Below are 23,111 nucleotides of genomic sequence, written 5' to 3' on the forward strand. Positions count from 1 at the left end.
ATAGAATGTAACAAAAAGTATAGCAAAGATTTAGTAGCGATTGCTTCCGAGAATGGGGAAGCAATCGCTATGTTTTTTTGCGGATTTTTTTATTTTTTTGTCCGCCACATGTGTACAAAAAATAAAAATGATGATACATTGAATTTAGTTTATTTCCTTTTATAACAGGGTTTTTTCGAAGAATACTGTGTCTCCTGTACGAGGACATTCGTATATCGAGGAGGGAATGGAATGTCAAGTCAAGCATTGGACCAATTTTTAAGTTCGAACATCGAAGATCTAAAGACTAAAGGTCTATATAACGTCATCGATACGCTGCAGGGTGCAAATGGTCCTGTTATTCGTATCGACGGAAAGTCCTTAATCAATTTGTCTTCCAATAACTATTTGGGACTGGCAACAGATCACCGCCTGATTGATGCTTCAGTTAAGGCGTCGCAGACATACGGGGCAGGCGCAGGGGCTGTGAGAACAATTAATGGTACGATGGATCTTCATATTGAGCTTGAAGAAAAACTGGCCCGTTTCAAAAAAACGGAAGCCGTTATCGTGTATCAATCGGGATTTAACTGCAATATGGCTGCTATATCCGCGGTAATGGACCAGCATGATGCGATTTTATCAGATGAGCTGAACCACGCTTCGATTATTGATGGCTGCCGCCTGTCGAGAGCCAAGGTGATTCGCTTTAAGCATTCGGATATGAATGATTTAAGACAACAGGCGAAAGATGCCAAGGAATCTGGTCAATACCATAAAATTATGGTCATCACCGACGGGGTTTTCTCCATGGATGGTGATATAGCAAAGCTGCCTGAAATCGTGAAAATAGCAGAAGAATTCGATCTGATTACTTATGTGGATGATGCCCACGGTTCGGGCGTTCTCGGAGCAGGTGCGGGAACCGTGAAGCATTTTGGATTGTCCGACCGCATTGACTTTCAAATTGGTACTCTTTCCAAGGCGATTGGCGTTGTCGGCGGTTATGTGGCGGGTAAAAAACAACTGATCGAATGGTTGAAGCTGAGAAGCCGTCCGTTTCTGTTCTCGACATCGCTACCTCCGGCTGCAATCGCTTCTTGCAGCGCTTCTGTCGACATTTTGATGAATGACAAAGAGCTGATCGAGAAGCTGTGGGAGAACGGCAATGATTTGAAAAATGGCTTGAGCCGGCTTGGATATGATGTAGGCCAAAGCGAAACGCCGATCACACCTTGTATCATTGGCGATGAAGTAACCACCCAACAGTTCAGCAAACGGCTTTATGAAGAAGGTGTTTACGCCAAGGCAATCCTGTTTCCGACGGTTCCGAAAGGAACCGGAAGAATACGCAACATGCCGACAGCTGCCCATACCAAGGAGATGCTCGACCAGGTGATCTCCGTTTATGAGAAAGTTGGCAAGGAAATGAAGCTGATTTAGCTGCATTCGCGGGAGTACATTTCGGGAGGAATGTCTTATGAACAAGATTTTGGTGACCGGAGCACTGGGTCAAATCGGTTCTGAGTTAGTTGTTAAATTACGTGAAATTTATGGTGCGGATCACGTCGTTGCTACGGATCTCAGGTCATCAGCCCACGAAATTACCCGATCGGGGCCATTCGAGCTGCTGGACGTGACGAATGATAAGGCGATGTTCGAAATCGCCAAGCGGTACGAAGTTGATACCTTCATCCATTTGGCTGCACTGCTGTCGGCTACCGCAGAGGAGAAACCGCTGCTTGCCTGGAATTTGAATATGGGCGGATTGATGAATGCACTTGAAATATCCAGGGAGCTCAGCTGCCAATTTTTCACTCCAAGCTCCATTGGATCTTTTGGTCCTTTGACTCCGAAAGACAATACCCCTCAGGATACGATCCAGAGGCCCAATACGATGTACGGCGTGAACAAAGTGTCCGGCGAACTGCTTTGTGATTATTATTTTCACAAATACGGCCTGGATACTAGGGGGCTGCGATTCCCGGGTTTGATATCTTATATGACGCCTCCCGGCGGAGGAACGACGGATTACGCCGTGGAAATTTATTACGCAGCCGTGACGGCTGGCCGGTATACATCTTATATCGCCAAGGACTCAAACATGGACATGATGTATATGCCGGATGCCCTGAACGCTATCATCGATTTGATGGAAGCGGATTCTTCCCGGTTGATGCACCGAAATTCATTTAATGTCACCGCAATGAGCGTGGATCCGGAGGCGATCGCTGCAGCGATTCGGGATGAGCTTCCCGGCTTTATCCTCGATTATGACGTTGATCCGAAGAGACAGGCGATTGCCGATAGCTGGCCGCATTCCATTGATGCGACGGCAGCGAAAACAGAATGGGGATTTCATGCTCGCTACGACCTGAAGGCCATGACGAAGGATATGCTTTCACATCTAAGCGAGAGACAAATGCTTCGCAAGGCTTAAAGTTATTATGAATTCGATCGAAGAGTGACATCGCTAAAAAAAGCAAGAAAGGGGAACTTATAAAAACAAAAACAGAACGAAATTGTCGAGGGACAAGAACATTGTTCCATTAAAGTCGCTATTACAGCGGCTTTTTTTGTTTTAAGGACAAGAACATTGTGTCATTTCGGATTAGGTATCTATCTAAATAGCATCATGATGAAGATCATGTGGCAAGAAAAAAGCACATGAATTTAAGAATTCGCGTAAATAACGATTTTTTTATTAGAAATAACGTTTTTCCGGTAAAGACCAATCAATCTGCGCCAACCATCGGGACGCGTATATGTGCTTACGAACTCGTCGATGTCGGTTTCGTAGATTGCTCTTGGTATCTCACGCTCATGCTTAGGAACACGAATTGTGGCTTCTTGGCAGAGGTAGTAATTCAAATGTTCGTGTCCAAATATGAAGATGTATGAGGATTTATACTTAACGGGGGATATTCTGCTTTGTAGTGGTGGAAATTACCCATTAAGCAAGTTGATTCAAAGTATATCGGACTCGCATTATAGCCACGTAGCTTTTGTCATGTGGATTCATGACAGGCTCATGGTACTTGGAAGCGTTGAGAACGCCGGAGTTAGGACAGTACCGTTATCTTCGTATCTGACTGCAAACATTATTCTATGCCTGCCTAGTTCTGACAGATCTAAGCAGGGAGTCGAGCCAGATCAGATTCGGCAAGAATAGCCTTTCTGTTCAGATCATACTAGTTTATTATCAAGTATCCTTCAGCAAGTCAACCATGTTAGAATAGTGAATTTCACTCAGTTGCTCGATAAAGTTATCTACCCTGTAGTTCTCCGGTTCAACTATCCAGAGACAAATTACTCCTACCAATCCAGATATCATGTATTCGATGCCAATTTTTATCTTCTCATCGTGGCGATGATCGCCGATTCCCGAAAAAATGATCGTTTTAAAAGCCTCTTTCAAGTAAACGGAGAAGTTTGGATAAATATTTTGAGTGATCATTGTCTTAAAAAATATCATATTGGCTTCAATATCGTCGAAAATCGTTTTTAACATGGTAGCAAACATATCTTTATCCATCTCATGAATTGAACTCACTTCCAGGCTTAAGCAAGCATTTAAACTCTCCACGTTTTCCTGAAATAACTTCTCCATGAATTGAGGTTTATCTACATAGTGCAAATAAAATGTGTTGCGATTTATCATCGCTTCTTTGGCAATGTCCTGCACAGTAATTCGTTCATAGCCTTTGGTTTGTACTAATCTCAGAAACGCTTCTTTAATGGCTTTCCGCGTTTTGAGAATGCGCAGATCCACTTTATCTTTACCCAATTCGTGCTTCCCCTCCATAAATAATAGTCAGATTTATCAAAAGTGATGTTTATTTAACACATTGAATTATATCGACCATTGAGTCTTTTAATTGTACGTTTTACAATTACAACTGTCAATTGAACTCACTAACTCATTCATAAAAGGAGAATCATAAATGAAAACACTGGCGATTGTTGGTGCAGGTAAGGGATTAGGATTATCTATTGCGAAGAGCTTTGGCAAGCGCGGCTTCCAAGTGGCATTAGTTGCAAGAAATGCTGCAAAACTGCAAGATATGGTGGAGGAACTGAAAGCGGATGGTATCGAGGCATCTTATTTCGTAGCAGATATTTTTAACAAGGAACAGATTGAACAGGCTATGACCAACATGAAAGAAAAGTATGGTCAGATTGATGTGTTGGAATTCAGTCCAACAGCAGGCAATTATCCTCCCACTTCTGTATTGGAGTTAACGGCGGAGAACGCCAGGGATGCATTTGAGGCGAATGTGGTTAGTGCCATCCATGTCGTCAATGCTGTTCTCCCTGATATGCTCGCTAGGAAAGAGGGAGCCTTGCTCTTTACCTCAGGATTATCCGCCATGTACCCTGTGTCCATGATGGGGAATATCGGTATTGCTCTTGCAGGGTTACGCAATTATGTTGCTAATCTTCATACTTCATTGTCTGCTCAAGGGATTTTTGTGGGCCACCGCTCATTAGGTTTATTGATCAAGGAGTCAGGTACCGGCGCAATTAATGATCCGGATGTAATTGCAGAGATGTGGTACCAGGCCTATGTAGAGAAAAACGTATGGGAAGAAGAGTATCCTGAGGGGGTTACCCCCGATACCATTCTGTTTTAACATTGGTGATGATTTCAGCAGGTCATAACATACAGTTGTAACCAAGTAGATGAGCTTGAGAACTAGGCATATATTTTGTGCTAAGAAACGCTTGAAAGAGATGAAGAAGCCGCTAATTTAGCGGCTTTTTTGTTTTTCGGTACAATTTCTTGTCCCGAGCCAAAGACAAGAAATTGTACCGATGACAAGACAACGCAAAAAACATCACTTCATTGTAGAATATAAGAATTATGAGATGGGCGGGAATTGTACATTTTTTCGGGGGAAGATCTTTATTATGTGTACTAGGAAAGAATAAGCGGGGCTTATACAATAACATTAGAGGTTGTAAACGCTTGCTTTTAATTCTGAGGGTGCAATCAATGAATTACCGTAATCCCGTACATGAAGTATTTTATTATTCCAATACCAAAGGAGATGCCTTATGAATCAACAACAACTACCTAAGCCCCACCAACCGCTCGTAACCCACATCTTCACTGCTGACCCGTCCGCCCATGTCTACGAGGGCAAAATCTACATCTATCCTTCCCATGACCTCGATCATGACGAGCCGAGCAACGATAACGGCGACCAGTATAAAATGGAAGACTATCATGTCCTCTCGATGAACAACTTCGATTCCCCGGTGGTTGATCACGGCGAAGCGTTGCATCTGAGAGATATTCCGTGGGCCTCCAAGCAGCTCTGGGCACCGGATGCCGCTTATAAGAACAATACCTATTACCTGTTTTTCCCGGCACGGGATCATGACGACATCTTCCGTCTGGGTGTGGCAACATCAGAGTCTCCGGCAGGCCCATTCATGCCGCAACCGAATTATATGGAAGGCAGCTTCAGTATCGATCCGGCCGTACTGGTGGATGACGACAATCAGTCATACATCTATTTCGGCGGACTCTGGGGTGGCCAGTTGGAGAAATGGCAGACTGGCAGCTTCGTGCCAGATGCAGAAGGACCTGCTCCTGACCAGCCGGCGCTTGGACCGCAAGTTGCACTGCTTAGCGACGACATGCTGTCCTTCCAAGGCAAGCCTGCCGAGATATCGATTGTCGATGAAGACGGGAATCCGATTCTGGCTGGGGATGAGGAACGGAGATATTTTGAAGGCCCATGGGTGCATAAATATAACGGCTATTACTACCTGTCCTACTCTACAGGAACCACGCATAAGCTCGTATATGCGATCGGCAAGAACCCGATGGGACCATTCACGTTCAAGGGCGAGATTCTCTCTCCGGTTATCGGCTGGACAACCCATCACTCCATTGTGCAAGTTGAAGACAAGTGGTATCTGTTCTATCACGACAGCTCCCTGTCGGAAGGCGTCAACCACAAGCGCTGCGTTAAATATTCGGAGCTGAACTACAACGAAGATGGAACGATCCAGAAGATCAATCCTTATCCGGGTGCGGAGTAAGTTAGCTGGTTAGCGGAAACAGATAAGATTACAATATAAGGCATAATACATGAGGCAGCTCCTGACGGGGCTGCTTTTTTGATAGGAGGAGGATCAGTTGTTTCACTCAAACTTGGAGAAAATCTCTGCTGAACAAAGAATACTTCAGCAGTATACTGATTGAATTAATAAATTTATCTTAATTAAACATAAAGCCTTCTTTCCTTCGGAGAGAAGGCTTTATGTTTAATTAGAATTTTGTTGACACACATATATCCTAATGGCTTTATCCAGTTGAGTGCGTGAAGCGCGTGTCGACGAGTTTTAGTAGGGAACTTCTTTTCCTGTCGAGGGACAAGAAAATAGTCCGATTAACGATTAGATGAGTATCAAAATAAAAAAGCTATCTAGAGGAGAGTGGGCTTTAACTTGGGTCAGTAGCGCTACAGGGAAATACTTAACCCATAGAAAGGGATGAAATAGTTGTTTACTTAGATACGTATTGTGTCTTATAATTTTCACAAAGATACATATCGTATCTTAAAAGTTTGTATCGCACAAGTTATGTAAGGGTGCTCGCATCTTGGTTCCAGTTTTTGCAGAAAGAGGGGACGACCGATGGAAACGAAAAAAACGCCTTGGTAGGCACCGGAATTAGAGGTGCTGGATGTGCAGCAAACGATGGCCGGCTATGGATTCAGGCAAATTGATTGGATCGAAGAACATGTTGCATACCTATATGATCCATCGTCCTGATGATCATACTTCAAATTGAAAATCGTATTCTTGCTCAAAAGGTCGCCTGTGGGCGGCTTTTTCGATGCTCAGACGAGGGATAAGAACATTGTACCATTCCAAACCAAGACGACTATGATTGATATTGAGCAGCAGCTAATTAAGGCGTAGCATCAGCCTCCTGTTGATGTAACATTTGTTAGAATACGTTGCGAAATTCGTTACGCCGCTCGACAAACATTGTCCAATTGAGGCCTCCACGAAAAAATGATTTCTCCAAAAACGGCTTATACAGACAGTTCATAATATATAACGGAACCTGTTCTTTCAAATCCAGTGGTTGAAACACATGTGATGCATCATCGTAAACGGCTCTTCTTTTGTCAGCTTCAAATGGACGGGGGTGAAGGAGTCAAAAAATACTCGTTTATTATGTTAAAGAGGTTCTACACCATTTATAGCGTTGTGAGAGGGGAGTGATCATTTTGAATACTTCTAAACAAATGATGTCTCATAATTCCAATGATCGTTTTAGTAAACTTGGAATTTATAGCGTCCAAAGTGTCTTTATTATTCTGTTCTTGCTGTTAACCCCTGTCTACTATTTGAACAAATGGGACTTTAAACGTCACAAAAAGCGGAATCCTTTCTACACCAGTAAATTGGTTCGATTGCAAGAGCGTTATCCGATTTTCTACGAATTGGCCATGTACGTTCAAAATTTTCCTATTCCTCGTAATGTTTACAAAGTTTTACCCCCTTTAAAGGGCGATGTTCTTCAGGTGGGCTGTGGTACAGGTTTATTGAACAAGTATCTTCGCAAGCAGAAGGATGTTCGTTTTCTCAACATGGATCCGAATATAAATGCTCTAAAACTTGGAAAGAAGTGGGGAAGGTTTAATTCTTATATCCATGCTTTCATTGATAAACCAACTTCTTTACCTGATCATAGTTGCGATATGATTTTGTTTGCAAGAAGCTTTCATCACATTCGCTATCACAAAAAAGCCTTCATAGAGAGCTGCAGACTGTTACGTGACGGTGGATCTATCATTATTGCGGACCCGGTTGTTCTCAAGTCTCTTTCAGGTTCTGTAACGGACGGTGGTTATATGGCGAACTCTTCAATTGATGGTGTAATTTGGAGATTTACCAAAGATACATTAATTACTCACATAGAGCGCTGTCTTCCTCCTGAATTAAAGATAGAATCAGTAACCGAAACGAGACAAGTGCATGTAACGAATTATAATTTATTTGTACCTCAGACAGATATCGTAGTGGTACTGCGAAAAAGGGAGGCTGTATACAATGACAACTAAATTTATTTATGGTGTTTGAAATCTGCAGCATTATTCAATGTTTATCCGTTGCTCAGCCAGAAACATGTCTTGCGGATAATATAGCTAAAGGTATCTCTCCACAGAGGTGCCTTTTTTTGTTTTTAGGAACCAAGTCTTGTCCCAAGCTGAAGACAAGATCATTGTGTAGGCTGCAACGTTTGTCGTGTCAAGGGAAGATGAGTTGCACGGGAATAACGGCGTTCTTAGGAGAATAGATATCATCCATTTGTTCACGTAACAGCTTTACGGCTGTTCGTGCCATTTCCTGTTCATCCTGCTGCACATAAGCTACGCCTGAAAGATGTGGATTATCAAAAGATAGCAAGTCGATATTTGAGTGAACGTTCAGAAGACTGATAGCGGCGGATGTAAGGCGTGCTGTTTCTTCGGTCAAGGAAAAGGCTGCCGAAATTCCACTGTGGTTCTGCAAGAAGTTGCTTACATAGTCCAATGCTTGCTCGCTGCGTAGAATGTCGAGAGGGATGTGACACCACAAGCTCTTGTCAATCGAGATGCCTTGATCTGTGTACGCCTGCTCAAAGCCGAGCGTGCGATCCTCGACGGCTGTATTGGCATTTTCAGGTGAGATGAGCGCAATCTGCTGATGACTCTTGGATAACAAATGGGATACAGCTTTATACGCACCGCCGTAATTGTCGGATGTAATGGTGTACGTCTCAATGTTGCGCAGATACGGTCGATGAACACACACGGGAATTTATCGAGCGACAGACGCAGTAATGATTCGTTATACTTCTCATCTTCTGTTGGAAAAACGATCAATCCCTTCACACCGAGCTCCGTTAGTGTACGAATGACGTTTGATTCGATAGAGGAGGACTCGCGCGTGATGCTTAGTACCATGCTGAGGCAGGCTTCTTGTAGGAAGTGTTCCGTGTAGTCAACGAGCTTCTGAATGACACGGGTTCTCATCGTCGGAATGATGAAGCCGATGAGCGGCATGGAGCACGCGCTGCTTGGGGATGGCGAGAAATTGATGCTAGAAACAACAAGACTAGAAGACACGAATGAGCCTTTGCCTTGTACGCGTATAATTAATCCTTCGTCAGCTAGTAGGGTTAGGGCGTTCCTGACGGTTATTTTACTTACTCTGAATTCGTCCATTAGTTCTTGTTCAGAAGGAATGCGGTCCGTTGGCCGAAGCTGCCCTGATTTAATTTTCTGTATAATGTTTTCTCGAATTTGTTTGTAGAGCGCCAGCTTTTTCAAAGAGTAGCATCTCCCCATAAACTTTATGATTTTATAATCAATTGGTTATATAAAGCTTATTTCATATATATTATAATACGGCATGTAAAGCGCTTACAATATGGAATCTGAAAATTGTTGCGAAGGGGTCTTTTCTTTGAAAGGTTAGAATTATGTTAAGGATGGTGGTGCCAAGATGGATTGTAACCGCTTAAATTAACAGAACTAACTAGTCAGCCGACTTTTCAAATGCATAACAAAAAAGAGAGGATGACGAACAAATGAAAAAACGCAGTGCTTTAATCTCCATCGTTACTCTCCTGATTATGTCACTTGTTTTTACTGCATGTGGTAGTCCTTCTGGTTCAAAAACGGAAACACAACAATTAGGCGCTAATGCCGGTGAGAATGCAACAGAATTATCATTTTGGACATTCGCAGATTTGCACGGCAAGCATTTGGATAAAATGCTGGGGTTATGGAACCAACAGAACCCAGACAAACAGATTAAGTTGAATGTAACGGTTATGCCTTACGATGATATGCACAACAAGCTCTTATTGGCAGTTACAAGCGGAAAAGGTGCTCCTGATATCGCGGATATTGAGCTTGGTCAATTCCCTAAATTCTTGGAAGGTGACAACGTTCCCCTGGAATCTTTGAATGATGTATTTACACCATACAAAGACGTTGTTGTTCCTTCACGTGTCGAGATTTACTCCAAAGCCGATCAGGTTTATGGCTTTGATTATCACGTAGGTGCTACGCTTGCTTTCTACAACACTGAAATTCTCGAACAAGCAGGTGTTGACTACAAGACAATCAAAACGTGGGAAGATTACAAACAAGCAGGTATCAAGGTTTACGAAAAGACTGGCAAGTACTTAGGTACTGCTGATACATCAGCTTCGTGGCAAGCATCGCTGCTACTAGCTCAGCAAAATGCCGATTTTACAGATGAAAATGGTAATCCAAAAGTGAACTCGCCTGAAATGATTAAAGCGTATGAAATGTTAGTCGATCTGCAGAAGAACAATGTTATTCATACGATCCCTGGCGGACAACCCGACACAGAAGAAGCAAAAGGTGAATATAACAAAGGCAACTACGCAAGTGCATTGATGCCTGAGTGGTACATGTCCCGCTTTGTAAACGAAATGAAAGACCTTAAAGGTAAGTATGCAATAGCTCCATTGCCTGTATTCAAAGAAGGTAATCCTCGTTCCGTTGGCTTAGGCGGTACTGGCACAGTTGTTACTAAGAATGGTAAAGACGTTCAGTTGGCAAAAGAATTTGTAGCCTTTGCTAAGCTTTCGAAAGAAGCTACTACAGAAATCTGGAATACACTTGGATTTGACCCAATCAACATGGAAGTATGGAAAGATGATGCAGTTACGAAAAACCCTGAAAATGAATACGTCCAATACTTTAAAACAAATGCATTTGATACTTTGAATGAAATCAAAGACGAAATTAGAGCGATTAAGTCCGTTAAAGCTTCACCAACCATCGGCAATATATTCAATACGGTTACTTTGAATGCTATCTTTGAAGATGGCCAAGACGTGAAGGAAGCGTTGGATGAAGCACAAGCAGCAATTGAACAAGAATTGAAATAAATATAATAAGTAAATGATTTGATTAAACCTGTCGGCAGGTACAGTGGTCGGCAGGTTTAACCATAGTCAAGGGAGATTGAGAATATGATAAAGAAATTTGTATACTCTCAAAAAGTTGCACCTTATGTTTTTGTATTGCCATTTATACTCATATTTTTGGTATTCTGGTTTTTTCCGCTTGTAAATTCATTCGTAATGAGCTTTCAAGATAGGATGCTGGGACAGGATCCTAAATGGATTGGTGAAGCAAATTATTCGAAATTACTCACTGATAAAGTGTTTTTGACATCTATTAAAAATAGCATTGTGTACATGTTAGGAACCTTAGTGCTGTTGATTCCTTTTCCCATGTTATTCGCCGTTATGATCAACAGTAAGTTAATGATGGGAAGAGAGTTTTTTAAATCTTCTTTCTTTCTCCCTGCATTGACATCTGTCGCAGTTGCGGGTACCATTTTCCGCCTTACATTCGGTGAGATGGAAGGTTCATTAATGAACAGTTTCCTAGGTATATTTGGTGTAGAGCCTATCAAATTTTTGAAAGACGGAAATTGGAGTATGGCAGCACTGTTAATCCTCGCATGTTGGAGATGGACAGGCGTTAATATGCTTTACTATCTATCGGGTTTGAAAAGCATTGACAATGAATATTATGAGGCTGCTTCAATTGACGGTGCATCTGCTTGGCAGAAGTTTAGAACGATCACAATGCCATTATTGAAGCCAACCACGGTATATGTTACCACAATTAGTGTTTATGCAGGTTTAGCAATGTTTACCGAGAGCCTGATGATGTTCAACGGTAACAAATCACCCCAAAATATTGGCTTAACCATTGTTGGATATCTGTATAGACAAGGGATTGAGCAGAATAAGCTGGGTTACGCAGCTGCAGTTGGTATCGTTCTGTTAGTCATTGCTATGGTTATCAATTTAACGCAGTTGAAATTTAGTGGAATGTTCAAAAAGGAGGAGGATTAAAGTGGGCAGAAGTCAGACGAGGAGTGATTTCATCTCTAGAATAGTAATTATTTGTTTATTCATTATACTATTCGTTATAATTATGATCCCATTCTACGCAGTGGCCCTATCTTCCTTTAAACCAGGTGAATCATTAGTTAGATATGGACTTAACCTAAGTTTGGATTTTGAAATCATGAGTTTTGATAATTTCATCTTTCTGTTTACTGGAGAACATGATTATTTTGTGTGGTTTTGGAACAGTATGATTTTAACAATCGTTCAAGTGGTTTTAACACTTTTTGTAAGCGCATTTGTTGCATATGGTTTTGCAGCATATCATTTTAAAGGTAAGAACTTCCTCTTTATATGTGTTTTACTCATTATGATGGTGCCTTTCGAAATACTGCTGGTTCCTTTGTACAGCCTAATTAATGATTTGGGAATGGTGAATAGCTATTCGGCAATCATTCTGCCCGGTATAGCCAATGCCGCGACAATATTTTTCTTCAGGCAATATCTACGAAGCATACCCAAAGAGATTATTCAATCTGGGCGGGTTGATGGCGCAAACGAGTATGCGATTTATTTCAGACTAATTATGCCGATTATGAAGCCATCGTTTGCAGCAATGGCCATATTGAATGGTATGAATAGCTGGAATAATCTATTGTGGCCATTCATGGTGTTGGGAGATCAGAGTAAATATACACTTCCAATCGGTTTGAAAACGTTGTTAACTCCTTATGGCAATAACTATGACTTATTAATCGTGGGCTCCTTCTTCTCCATCATTCCAATTTTCATACTATTCATTGCTTTTCAGAAATATTTCATAGACGGTATGACTGCAGGCGCTGTTAAAGGGTAATCTATATTATGATGAAACAGGTGATAAGATGGAAATCCAACAACGAGCGTCACACGACATTCAACCATTAATTGAACAGAGAGCTGATCCTTTTATTTACAGACATTCGGATGGTTATTATTACTTCGTAGCATCCGTTCCGGAGTATGATCGGATTGAAATCCGTAGAGCCCAGAACCTTGAGAAGCTTGTTACATCAACTCCTGTAGTGATCTGGAGAAAGCGCGAGACTGGTATCCTTAGTGCCAATATTTGGGCACCCGAACTGCATTTTATTGATGACAAATGGTACGTGTATTTCGCTGCCGCACACACGACGGAAACGAATGAAGGCTTGTTCGACCATCGGATGTACGTGCTAGAGAATGAAAATGCCAATCCGCTCGAAGGCATTTGGACGGAAAGAGGGCAGGTTCGTACCGAGTGGGAAAGCTTCGCCCTCGATGCCACTACCTTTGAGCATAATGGAAGCCGGTATTACGTATGGGCACAAAAGGATCCGAATATTGAAGGTAACTCTAATCTGTATATATCTAAAATGAGCAATCCGTGGACGTTGACTGGGTCGCAAACGATGATTTCGATGCCGGAATATGACTGGGAGATCATTGGTTATAAAGTGAACGAAGGCGCGGCATTTCTTCGCAAGGGTAATCGGGTATTCCTCTCTTACTCGGCTAGCGCCACCGATTTCAATTATTGCATGGGCTTACTTGAAGCCGATGCGGATGCTGATTTGCTCGATGCCACCTCATGGCGCAAGTCTCAAGCAGCGGTTTTCTCTACAGATGAGAGTATCTCAATGTATGGTCCCGGTCATAATTCCTTCACGGTGTCAGAGGACGACGAAGAGACGCTATTTGTGTTTCACGCAAGAACGTACAAGAACATTATAGGAGATCCGCTGTACGATCCGAATCGCCATACATTTGTGACAGCGCTTTTGTGGACGGCTGACGGCAGACCCGATTTCCGCGGTTCTGTTGCAGCACTTGCACGTTCTTTACAATGAACGAGTGTCCCAACAAGGTTGGTTGATGGATTTGAGTTCGTTTATCCAACTTGCCAAAGAGAGACAGTAAGAAAATCGAAGGCACCCTATTGGGTGCCTTCGATTTCGCTCTACAGATAATACTTCGAACCGTATCATAAGGGCAGGATAGTTTAACAAATAAGTCGAAGAGTTGAGTGGGGCTAACCTTGCTTAAAGAGGAAAGAGATAACGTTAAATTATAAAAATGTTGTTCACACTTAAATTAACCATGAATTAACCAAAAGTGAGGAAAAAATACTTGTGGGTTTTATTAAACAAATGGCTTTAAGTAATGATGTTGATGTTCGAAATGTTGTAAGTGTATCAGTTATGGCTCGGTTAGGCGACGATACAACAGTTCTGACTAACGACTTGAAATATCTAGGGGAACAAACAAATGTATTGTCTAAAGAAATTGAGGCGAGTTATGGAAGAAGCTGCAATCTAAAGATTCGGGAAACGATAGCTCAATAAAACCGAGGATAGGGCAGGTTATAATCAAACTGCTTAGCGACTTTTTTTATTGTCGAGGGACAAGAACATTGTTCCATTGGAGTCGCTATTATAGCGGCTTTTTTTGTTTTAAGGAACCAAGTTCTTGTCCCAAGCTAAGGACAAGAACTTGGTTCCTTTGCCGAAAAAGACAAGAACATTGTGGCATTTCGGATTAGGTATTCATCTAAATATTACTGCGAGGGAACTCATGTAGCGACATAAAAGCCTGGGAGTAAGTATTTTTGTTTTTTGCTGACAATATTGGTTGAACTATAAACATTTCACTGAGCCCGAGAGGGAAGCCACAACAGATGCAAAGGGTTCTTTATTCACTATCATTCCATTATTCTGGCAGCATGTTGTTCCCGATATTGCTGAGGCGTAATGCCGAAGTGATCCTGAAATTTTTTGTAAAAGAAGCTCAAGTTGCTGTGCCCCGTACTGCTGGCAATATCATAAATCGGGCGATTGGTATTGGCGAGCAAGAACGCGCAGTAGTTGAATTTTTCACTCTGAACCAGATCCTTGAAGGTCTGACCGGTTGTTTTTTTGATCAAGGTGGACAAATAGTTGGCATTGAAGTTGAAATGCTCCGCGGTGGATGTGAGGGTGCAGTCCATATAATGATTCTCAATATATTTCAAAATTTCAATGATCGTCACCTTGTTCTGCGTCAGTGTGCGAGGACGATTCGTGTCGTACTGGAACACACGCAGCAGTTCGTAGAAGATCAGCAGCATATAGGAATCCATCATCTCGGATGAGCCGAGTGACGGGTCATAAAATTCACAGAGCAGTTGTCTCATCAGGATAGGAATGTTGGTGTTATTCTCGGAATGAAAAATAATGTACCGGTTATGATTCTTACGATCTGAGATGGCATTCGCCAGAAAGTGAGACAGAATGCCATTGTTGGCCAGTTTGCTCAGGAAAGAAGAGGAAAAGTAACGCTTACGAATCAGAATATTAATAATCACATCTTCTTCCGTTGTGGACAGAATGGCGTGGGGAATGCCTGTATCTACAATACAGATCTGTCCGCCCTTTAGCGTGACCTTTTTTCCATTGATGATCTGGGTGCACTGACCGGAATATACGAAGCTGAGCTCAATAAAAGTGTGAATATGTAGCGGAACCTCGGCAAACCGTGTGTGCTTGGAAATGGTGATGTTGTCTTTCTCTCCAATCATGTCCGCAAAAACATAAACTTTCTGTCCTTCATGATCTACTCTCTTCAATGAATCGTAGGTAGCAGAGTGTGCAGAAGGATGAGCCTGATAATGCAGATCCCTATCCGTAAGCTTACGAAGCTTTGCATCCAATTGGTCGTGATTCATGCTCACTGCCTCCAGTCGGCTGAAGTTTGTAGTAACCTTAACATCTGAATTTATGACAGTCAATATGTACTGTTTTGATATTTCGGTCTTCATTTGAAAGCGCTATATTAAAAGTGTGAAGTGATTAAACATCTTTGTTTATATTTATATTGGTCTGTTTACGATTGATTAATGGATTTTAATGTATTGATTTATGTTTTGGTTCATATGGGATTTTCTTTATATAATATGTAATTTTGACACTTAATTGATAGGAGAGAGCATAAACAACGAAGTTGTCTGTCTAGCAGAAGGGAAGGGTTTTTGATGAGAAAGATGACCGAGGTGTTGGAAAACCGGGAGAACAATTATATTTTGCCTTTCTTCTGGCAGCATGGTGAAGAAGAACTTGTACTGCGTGAACATATGCAGATTATTGATGAGAGTGGCATCAAGGCGGTTTGCGTGGAATCCCGCCCGCATCCGGATTTTGTAGGGCCCCAATGGTGGACAGATCTGGATATCATCATGGATGAGGCGCGTAACCGGAAGATGAAAGTGTGGATTCTGGATGATTCTCATTTTCCTACAGGATATGCCGCTGGCAGAATCAAGACGGATTATCCCCAGTACCAGAAGCAGTTTCTGAAAATACATCAACAGGATTTCGTCGGACCCCAGCTTCAGGCGGGAATTCTGGTGAAATGGGCGCTGCAACGACCCGGCCAGAGAGGTATTAGTGTTGGAGTGGAGCAAGTAAAGTCGGATCATGAGGGAGAACAAAAGCAAGTCTTCTCGGCTAAAGATCGGATTGTTGGTGTAGTTGCCGCTCGCAAAACGGGACCTGATGAGATTGATCCCGATTCCCTGGTTGATCTGACCTCACAATTACATGAAGGAACGGTGCAATGGGATCTGCCTGAGGGGCGTTGGAGAATCTTTACGCTGGTTCTTACCTATGATGGAGGGGAAAAAGCAACCGAAGGATATCTGAATCCAATTGTGCCCGAAGCCACACAGGTGCTGATTGATACGGTGTACGAGGCACATTATGATCGATACAAAGATGATTTTGGATCGACACTGGCTGGATTTTTCTCGGATGAGCCAAGGTTTGGCAATGTAAAAGGACCACTGGCTTCCATCGGACGCCTAGATATGATTCTTCCGTGGTGTGAAGATTTGCAGGACATGTTAAAGCAGGAAGGATCCGACGATGATGTTATTCGTTCACTCCCCTTGTTGTGGGCGAATGCAGGTGTGAAAGGACAAGAGATGCGCTATCGCTACATGGATCTGATCACTCGATTATACGCAGAACATTTCACGGACAGATTGGGAGAGTGGTGTCGCGCCCATGGTGTAGAGTACATTGGGCATGTCATTGAAGACAATAACGCTCATGCAAGACTCGGTTATGGTACAGGGCATTTCTATCGCAGTCTGTGGGGGCAGGATATGTCCGGCATTGACGTGGTGCTTCATCAGATTCTGCCAGGCATGGATGATGGCTATTACAAATCATTCACATCCACTGGATGGGACGGTGAGTTCTTCCATTATGGAATGGCGAAGATGGGAACCTCACTCGGACACCTGGACCCTAAGAAGCACGGTCGTACCATGTGTGAAGTGTACGGTGCATATGGGTTCGGAGAAGGGCTGAAACTGATGAAATGGCTAACGGACCACATGCTGGTACGGGGTGTGAACCATTTTGTGCCACATGCATTTTCGCCGAAAAAGTATCCTGATCCAGATTGTCCACCTCATCTATACGCGAACGGATATGATCCGCAGTATCGGTATCTGCCAATACTAGCTTACTACATGAACAGAGTAAGTCATCTGTTATCGGATGGTGTGCATGTTGCACCGGCAGCCATTCTGTATCATGCAGAAGCGGAGTGGGCTGGAGAGTATATGTTGTTCCAGAAGCCCGCGAGAGAGCTTACGCAGAACCAGATAGATTTTGACATCGTTCCATCGGAACTGGTGATCTCGGCGCAGGTGAAAGACGGAAAACTCCAGATGAACCGTGAACAGTTCCCTGCCCTGATTATTCCTTATGCCGAAGCGCTACCGAGTCAATTAATTGCTCAACTGGTTGCCTATGCCGAAGCGGGTTTACAGGTCTATTTCGTGGATGGACTTCCTGCTCGAAGCAGTGAAGGAGAGGATTGCACGAGCGAGTTGTCAGATCTGAAGAAGCATAAATCTGTGAGTATTGTTGCACTAGATGAACTGGCGACGCGCCTGCGGAGTGACCATGTGTATGAGATCACCGTTTCGGAATACCAGCCCTACCTGCGTTATTACCACTACCGTCATAACGACGGTGAGGTATATATGTTCTTCAATGAAGATCCGGCAAAAGCGATTGAGACCACGATTACCGTTCCGGCTTTGAAAGGCGTGGATGAGATGTACATCTATAATGCTTTTGCGAATACACTCTCACCACTTCACACCAGGATGTATGGAAACAAGCAATCATTCTCCTTGAGGCTCGAAAAATATGAATCTGTGTTGATTGTGCAGGGGACTGCACTGAGTGAGGAGATCGCGGAAGTCTCAACTGCACATTGTTCATACACCAACCTACACGAGATTACAGGAGAGTGGAAGCTCTCCTTGGCAACGGCTAAGCAATACCCGGAATTCTCTGCATATGGGACATGTGCTGAACTTACTTCACTTGCCGTACCGACGATGTTACCCGAGTTCTCGGGGACCGTGCGATATGAAATAGAGTTCGATATGCACGAAGTACCGGCAGCAGCGCGGCTGGTCATTCATGAACCGTACGAAGTAGCTCAAGTGTGGCTGAATGGGCATGATATCGGAACGCGAATCTGTCCGCCTTATGCGTACGAAGCAAGCGGATATTTAGAACCAAAGGGCAACAGACTTGTGATTGAAGTGACGAATACGCTTGTAAAAGAACAGCAAGATTTCCTGTCCCAGTTCCTGATTCAGGAACCGACAGGTATTGTAGGTAATGTCTATTTAGAGTACTGAGAATAGATATGGAATGCACATTGAATGCACACGAGCTTATTTGTTCATTCCATATCTCACCCATGAAGGAGTGAGCAGGCATGGATCATCGTCAACTGGCAACGGATGTGTTACGCAGTGTCGGAGGCAAAGAAAATATCAATAAGGTTACCCACTGTGTAACCCGGTTGAGATTCGAACTCAAAAACAGCAAAATCCCCAATGCCGAAGAGATCAAAGCAATGGATGGCGTGCTGACCGTTATTCAGCAAGGAGGACAATATCAGGTGGTCATCGGGAATCAGGTTGTTCCCGTATTTAATGAGCTGTCTTCCCTCCTGGGAGACATGAGCAATACTGAATCCTCCAATGAGATACAAGGTGAGAAAAAAAGTCTCTTTGACCGCTTCACATCCATGATTTCCGGTGTTTTTATGCCTGTTATGGGAGCGCTTGCAGCAAGTGGTATTATTAAAGGATTGCTGGCTTGTCTATCTGCATTCGGTGCTCTGACGGCAACGGATGGAACGTATATCGTACTGAATGCTATCGGTGATGCACTGTTTTATTTCTTCCCGATTTTCCTGGGTAGCTCCGCCGCCAAATACTTTGGCTTGAATCAATATGTGGGAATGATTATTGGAAGTTCCATGGTCTACCCCGCGCTAGTGAGTTTTGTAGGCTCTGAGCAGCAGTTGACCTTCCTCAGTCTGCCGATGAATATCATGAATTACACATCATCCGTATTCCCCGCAATTGTTGCAGTATGGTTTGCATCCCTGTTAAATCGTGTTATTGAGAAGCGTATCGCGCAAGGTTTTAGATATTTTCTGGCTCCATTTATCGTACTCTTGGTTACGGTGCCACTGACACTGTTCATCATCGGTCCTGTAATCACATACCTCAGTAACGGTCTTGCTGATATTACAACGGCTATCTACAATTTTAATCCGATTCTTGCTGGACTTGTATTGGGTGGACCATGGATTCTGATCGTCATGTTTGGTTTGCACTGGGCCTTTATCCCAATCTTTATTAACAACATGGCAACTGTTGGTTACGATTCTGTGATGGGGTTACTGGCAGCGAATCAGTTTGCGATGGCAGGCGCAGCCTTGGCCTTTGGACTGAGAGCACGGGATAAACAGCTGAAAACACTGGGTATTTCAACGGGTGGCACAGCATTGCTCGGTGTGAGTGAACCTGCACTTTACGGTGTACTGCTTCCTCAAAAAAAACCGCTCATAATGGCGATTATTGGTGGTAGTATTGGTGGAGTGATCGGTGGAGCCTTTTTGTCCAAAGTTTATGCATTTGCTCCATCCGGCGTATTCGGTATTCCTGGTGCAGTCAATCCTCAAGGCATTGATCCCGGCTTCTATGGTTATGTGTTGCAAATGGCGGTGGGTCTGGTGGTTGGTTTCATTTTGACCTATCTGTGGGGATACCAAACCCGCACCAAATCCGGCGAGTTAGCAACGCAAAGCACAACGGATTCCGTATCTGTTTCCGGTATTGAGGAAACGGATGAAGGTTCAAGTTCATCTGTTACGAAAGCAGAGATGACGGTGTATAGCCCTGTGACTGGAGAGGTTGTTGACCTTGCAAATGTTGCAGATGAGGCGTTCTCTAGTGAAGCGATGGGCAAAGGAATTGCAATTATCCCTTCAAACGGAACGATTGTATCTCCTGTTGAAGGTGTAGTTACCACGATAACCAAATCAAGACATGCGATTGCAGTCATTGCCAACGATGGTGTGGAGGTTCTTATCCATGTTGGCCTTGATACGGTCAAACTGAAAGGCGAGGGCTTCTCTCTCAAAGTCCAAGAAGGTGATTTGGTGAATGTCGGTGATGTCCTGATGGAAGTAGATTTGGCGAAAATTAAAGAAAGAGGTTTTGAATTGATTACTCCGCTGATAATAACGAACTCTGACAATTATGTGTCAGTAAGTCGGATGGGGGCACAACATATTTCTGCGGGTAGTCCAGTAATTACAATAAAAGTGTAGAGGCAACTCCTTATGTTCTTTAACTCAATGAAGATGATTATCAAGCTCGCTCGCATAGCGGGCTATTTTTTTAAAGTCAAGAGATCATATAAATTGACATTAGCTCAATAACAGCACTATGTGTTATGCTGTCCAGGGACAAGAACATATTCCCATTGAAGGCGTTATTTTAGCGGCTTTTTTGTTTTATCGGTACAAGTTCGTGTCCCGAGCCAAGGACAAGAACTTGTACCGATTACCGAAATGGACAAGAAGATGGTCCGATTACCGATTAGATGAATATCTAAGTAAAAAGTACATTCAGGTAAGGCTTTATTAGGACAAATACACATTATACAATTGTCGCGTCAAGATGAAGCAACTGAGTTTCTGAGGGTAAACACGGGTTGCTAAGGATTACATTAGTGAGATTTCATAATAAAACTAGCCGTTGAGGGACAAGAACTTGTTCCCATATCCGATTAGACAAAGACCTAAATAATGAGTAGATACAACTCATAAAGACTAAAGTCTTATATACACGATGATTTTAGCGGAATTGTTTCCATCCACCTCATTACTTCCTGGTTCTGTTGAACTCAATTTTTCTATCATCTTTCTGATACATGGCATAAAAACATTTAAAATGGCCCCACTGTAGCAGACAGCCAGTGCAGTTCCTATACCTATGGGTCCACCAAAAATGAATGCCGTGAACAGAAGTACAACGTTAATCAGAGTTCTCGAATCTCGAAAAAAATATATTCGTTCGAGTTATTTTTTTAGTGAGAGTGTTAACCGATCGATCGGAATCGGTGCAAAATTGGTCTGTAGATACATGGCCGTTCCTATTCCTGCAACAACCAAAACGCAGCCGAAACACAAAAATTTGAAAAACAATCTGATTGTATGGTCAAGGTAATGCCAAGAGTTAGAATTAAGATACCTATTGCATAAATTAAACATTGATTTACACGTGATAATGGCATCATTTCGATAATAAATCTTTTACCATTAGATAATGCGGAATTCCATCTTCCATAAATACATCGGAGGTAGTATGGTATCCTAGCTTGTGATAAAATCCCTCTGCATGTGTCTGTCCGTGTAATTTAACTTTGGATATTCCTTTATTTTCTGCAATTTCTTCCAGTGATGTAACGATTAATTTACCGAGACCATATTCGCGATAAGGTTTTAAGATACATATTCGATCTAATTTACCTACGCCATCTCGAATAATAATTCTGCCTGTTCCGGCGGGTAGTTCATTAAAATAGACCAGGATGTGCTCACACTGTCCATCTAAATTATCATAATCATCAAACTCATCTTCAATTGGTACATTTTGTTCTTTCACAAACACTTCTTCTCTTATTTGAAAAGCGATGTTGAGCCCCTCAATTGAGTCTATTTTTTTTGATTTCATTTCTTATAATCCTTTCAGAAATTCATTTTGTAATTAAAAACAAATTAAACATACTTTTAGAATGATTATAAACGATAATTTTTTTGTTGTAAATACAACAAAAAAAGAGGAGCTAAAGGACTACGATTACAAAAAACGATCTCAATCCATGTAACCGATATGTTGACTGATCGTTCCCAAGTAGCTATATTTGATTTGGAAAAGTCATTAATCTGACTCCTAGTTTTCAAACACCTAAGAATCAATGTATTCTTTTTCAAGAACGATCGTTTTATTAAAAAGAATGCCACTGTACACGACAGTAGGGGGAAACTAATATAAGATAGAATTCTCAGAGGTCAACCACAGTAATTCGGTAAAAGAAACATTGCCATTTTGTAACATGATTTCAATATACGTTTATAAAGTGACCTAAGTTACATGGTTATTAAGCCTTAAAGTTTTAGTGATACTTTGTGACATAATTTAAGGAGGCAATTAGATGGAAAAATCAGCTTTTGAACATTTCAAATGGATTAATGAAAGCAAAGCAACCTTTGAGAATGACAAATTGATTATTGAGGCAACTGCTAAATCCGATTTCTTTAATAATTGTGGACCTGGACCCGTTTCAGAAGAAGGGATCACACCAGAGAGTCTTGCCAATGCACCTTTTTATTATCAAGAAGTTACGGGGGATTTTGTAATGCGTGCTCAAGTCTCCCATGGATTTAAGGACACTTATGATTCAGCAACACTTATGATTATGCAGGATTTCCAGGTGTGGGCTAAAGCTTGTTTTGAAAAAACAGATTTTGATACACATGCAGTAGTTAGCGTAGTAACAAATCAAACATCGGATGATGCAAACGGGTCCAATATCGACAGTGACACCATTTGGCTACAAATAGCACGAGTCGGCAATTCCTTTGCATTCCACTATTCACTGGATGGTCTCAAATATGTGATGATGCGTTTCTTTACACTACCAGTGGAAGAGACCATTAAGGTTGGCCTTGAAGCACAGGCGCCATTAGGAGAGGGTGGACCACGGACTTTCCAGAACTTCTCGTTAGTCAATAAAACTGTTAAAAATATTCGTTTCGGCGAATAACCTAA

The 23,111-nt window shown here is 42.4% G+C and carries 18 protein-coding genes and 1 pseudogene; 14 read left to right on the forward strand and 5 right to left on the reverse strand.

Annotation, left to right across the window (positions count from 1 at the left end; translation table 11 throughout):
* Positions 1-231 precede the first annotated feature (231 nt).
* Entirely contained in the window at positions 232-1,422 is a 1,191-nt protein-coding gene (locus C161_RS25445) for a glycine C-acetyltransferase (protein WP_036673649.1), read from the forward strand.
* 37 nt (positions 1,423-1,459) lie between these two features.
* Entirely contained in the window at positions 1,460-2,419 is a 960-nt protein-coding gene (locus tag C161_RS25450) for an NAD-dependent epimerase/dehydratase family protein (RefSeq protein WP_036673651.1), read from the forward strand.
* Positions 2,420-3,181: 762 nt separating this feature from the next.
* Here the strand turns inward: C161_RS25450 and C161_RS25455 are convergent.
* Complete coding sequence (locus C161_RS25455; RefSeq protein ID WP_051447337.1) at positions 3,182-3,766, reverse strand: TetR/AcrR family transcriptional regulator; 585 nt, start codon at positions 3,764-3,766, stop codon at positions 3,182-3,184.
* Between the two features lie 157 nt (positions 3,767-3,923).
* Here C161_RS25455 and C161_RS25460 point away from each other — a divergent pair, with 157 nt between their 5' ends.
* From C161_RS25460 to C161_RS25470, 4 genes are all read left to right on the forward strand, one after another.
* Positions 3,924-4,613 carry an SDR family NAD(P)-dependent oxidoreductase gene (locus tag C161_RS25460; protein WP_036673652.1) on the forward strand — a complete coding sequence of 230 codons (690 nt, stop codon included), beginning with the start codon at positions 3,924-3,926 and terminating at the stop codon, positions 4,611-4,613.
* A 424-nt stretch (positions 4,614-5,037) separates the two neighbouring features.
* Positions 5,038-6,033, forward strand: a complete 996-nt coding sequence (locus C161_RS25465) for a glycoside hydrolase family 43 protein (RefSeq protein ID WP_036613892.1) — start codon at positions 5,038-5,040, stop codon at positions 6,031-6,033.
* A 648-nt stretch (positions 6,034-6,681) separates the two neighbouring features.
* Entirely contained in the window at positions 6,682-6,768 is an 87-nt protein-coding gene (locus C161_RS33155; RefSeq protein ID WP_405144675.1) for a hypothetical protein, read from the forward strand.
* Between the two features lie 464 nt (positions 6,769-7,232).
* Entirely contained in the window at positions 7,233-8,069 is an 837-nt protein-coding gene (locus C161_RS25470; RefSeq protein ID WP_017688250.1) for a class I SAM-dependent methyltransferase, read from the forward strand.
* A gap of 187 nt (positions 8,070-8,256) precedes the next feature.
* Here the strand turns inward: C161_RS25470 and C161_RS33160 are convergent, their stop codons facing one another.
* Entirely contained in the window at positions 8,257-8,802 is a 546-nt protein-coding gene (locus C161_RS33160; protein WP_235193935.1) for a substrate-binding domain-containing protein, read from the reverse strand.
* Between the two features lie 368 nt (positions 8,803-9,170).
* Positions 9,171-9,338: pseudogene (locus tag C161_RS33165) on the reverse strand (GntR family transcriptional regulator); the annotation flags it as partial.
* Positions 9,339-9,580: 242 nt separating this feature from the next.
* Between C161_RS33165 and C161_RS25480 the strand changes: the two are divergent.
* The 5 genes from C161_RS25480 (at position 9,581) to C161_RS25500 (ending at position 14,256) form a co-directional block, all read left to right on the forward strand.
* A complete protein-coding gene (locus C161_RS25480; RefSeq protein WP_036673653.1) occupies positions 9,581-10,918 on the forward strand; it encodes an ABC transporter substrate-binding protein in 1,338 nt (445 codons plus the stop codon).
* Between the two features lie 84 nt (positions 10,919-11,002).
* Entirely contained in the window at positions 11,003-11,899 is an 897-nt protein-coding gene (locus tag C161_RS25485) for a carbohydrate ABC transporter permease (protein WP_036673654.1), read from the forward strand.
* A gap of 31 nt (positions 11,900-11,930) precedes the next feature.
* Entirely contained in the window at positions 11,931-12,749 is an 819-nt protein-coding gene (locus C161_RS25490) for a carbohydrate ABC transporter permease (protein WP_370739079.1), read from the forward strand.
* A gap of 28 nt (positions 12,750-12,777) precedes the next feature.
* Complete coding sequence (locus C161_RS25495; RefSeq protein ID WP_152683060.1) at positions 12,778-13,761, forward strand: glycoside hydrolase family 43 protein; 984 nt, start codon at positions 12,778-12,780, stop codon at positions 13,759-13,761.
* A 282-nt stretch (positions 13,762-14,043) separates the two neighbouring features.
* A complete protein-coding gene (locus C161_RS25500) occupies positions 14,044-14,256 on the forward strand; it encodes a hypothetical protein (RefSeq protein ID WP_051449945.1) in 213 nt (70 codons plus the stop codon).
* Between the two features lie 356 nt (positions 14,257-14,612).
* On the opposite strand, the gene C161_RS25505 is transcribed toward C161_RS25500, so the two are convergent.
* Positions 14,613-15,614: a helix-turn-helix domain-containing protein gene (locus C161_RS25505; RefSeq protein ID WP_036673655.1), complete on the reverse strand. Its 1,002-nt coding sequence runs from the start codon at positions 15,612-15,614 to the stop codon at positions 14,613-14,615.
* Positions 15,615-15,920: 306 nt separating this feature from the next.
* Between C161_RS25505 and C161_RS25510 the strand changes: the two genes are divergently transcribed.
* Both C161_RS25510 and C161_RS25515 read left to right on the forward strand, forming a co-directional pair.
* Positions 15,921-18,614: a glycosyl hydrolase gene (locus tag C161_RS25510; protein WP_036673657.1), complete on the forward strand. Its 2,694-nt coding sequence runs from the start codon at positions 15,921-15,923 to the stop codon at positions 18,612-18,614.
* A gap of 80 nt (positions 18,615-18,694) precedes the next feature.
* Positions 18,695-20,605, forward strand: coding sequence for a beta-glucoside-specific PTS transporter subunit IIABC (locus C161_RS25515; protein ID WP_036673658.1), 1,911 nt, complete (start codon positions 18,695-18,697; stop codon positions 20,603-20,605).
* A gap of 967 nt (positions 20,606-21,572) precedes the next feature.
* Here the strand turns inward: C161_RS25515 and C161_RS25520 are convergent.
* Positions 21,573-22,013, reverse strand: coding sequence for a GNAT family N-acetyltransferase (locus C161_RS25520; protein WP_036673659.1), 441 nt, complete (start codon positions 22,011-22,013; stop codon positions 21,573-21,575).
* A gap of 481 nt (positions 22,014-22,494) precedes the next feature.
* Here C161_RS25520 and C161_RS25525 point away from each other — a divergent pair, with 481 nt between their 5' ends.
* Positions 22,495-23,106 (forward strand): DUF1349 domain-containing protein, encoded by a 612-nt coding sequence (locus C161_RS25525; RefSeq protein ID WP_036673660.1) that lies wholly within the window; start codon positions 22,495-22,497, stop codon positions 23,104-23,106.
* Positions 23,107-23,111 lie beyond the last annotated feature (5 nt).

The sequence above is a fragment of the Paenibacillus sp. FSL R5-192 genome (assembly GCF_000517845.1).
Lineage (GTDB): Bacteria > Bacillota > Bacilli > Paenibacillales > Paenibacillaceae > Paenibacillus > Paenibacillus amylolyticus.

Coding starts and splice junctions, on each gene's coding strand:
- C161_RS25515 (WP_036673658.1), top strand. CDS start 18,695: ATGGATCATCGTCAACTGGCAACGGATGTGTTACGCAGTGTCGGAGGC.
- C161_RS25485 (WP_036673654.1), top strand. CDS start 11,003: ATGATAAAGAAATTTGTATACTCTCAAAAAGTTGCACCTTATGTTTTT.
- C161_RS25480 (WP_036673653.1), top strand. CDS start 9,581: ATGAAAAAACGCAGTGCTTTAATCTCCATCGTTACTCTCCTGATTATG.
- C161_RS25465 (WP_036613892.1), top strand. CDS start 5,038: ATGAATCAACAACAACTACCTAAGCCCCACCAACCGCTCGTAACCCAC.
- C161_RS25510 (WP_036673657.1), top strand. CDS start 15,921: ATGAGAAAGATGACCGAGGTGTTGGAAAACCGGGAGAACAATTATATT.
- C161_RS25505 (WP_036673655.1), bottom strand. CDS start 15,614: ATGAATCACGACCAATTGGATGCAAAGCTTCGTAAGCTTACGGATAGG.
- C161_RS25445 (WP_036673649.1), top strand. CDS start 232: ATGTCAAGTCAAGCATTGGACCAATTTTTAAGTTCGAACATCGAAGAT.
- C161_RS25450 (WP_036673651.1), top strand. CDS start 1,460: ATGAACAAGATTTTGGTGACCGGAGCACTGGGTCAAATCGGTTCTGAG.
- C161_RS25460 (WP_036673652.1), top strand. CDS start 3,924: ATGAAAACACTGGCGATTGTTGGTGCAGGTAAGGGATTAGGATTATCT.
- C161_RS25525 (WP_036673660.1), top strand. CDS start 22,495: ATGGAAAAATCAGCTTTTGAACATTTCAAATGGATTAATGAAAGCAAA.
- C161_RS25520 (WP_036673659.1), bottom strand. CDS start 22,013: ATGAAATCAAAAAAAATAGACTCAATTGAGGGGCTCAACATCGCTTTT.
- C161_RS25495 (WP_152683060.1), top strand. CDS start 12,778: ATGGAAATCCAACAACGAGCGTCACACGACATTCAACCATTAATTGAA.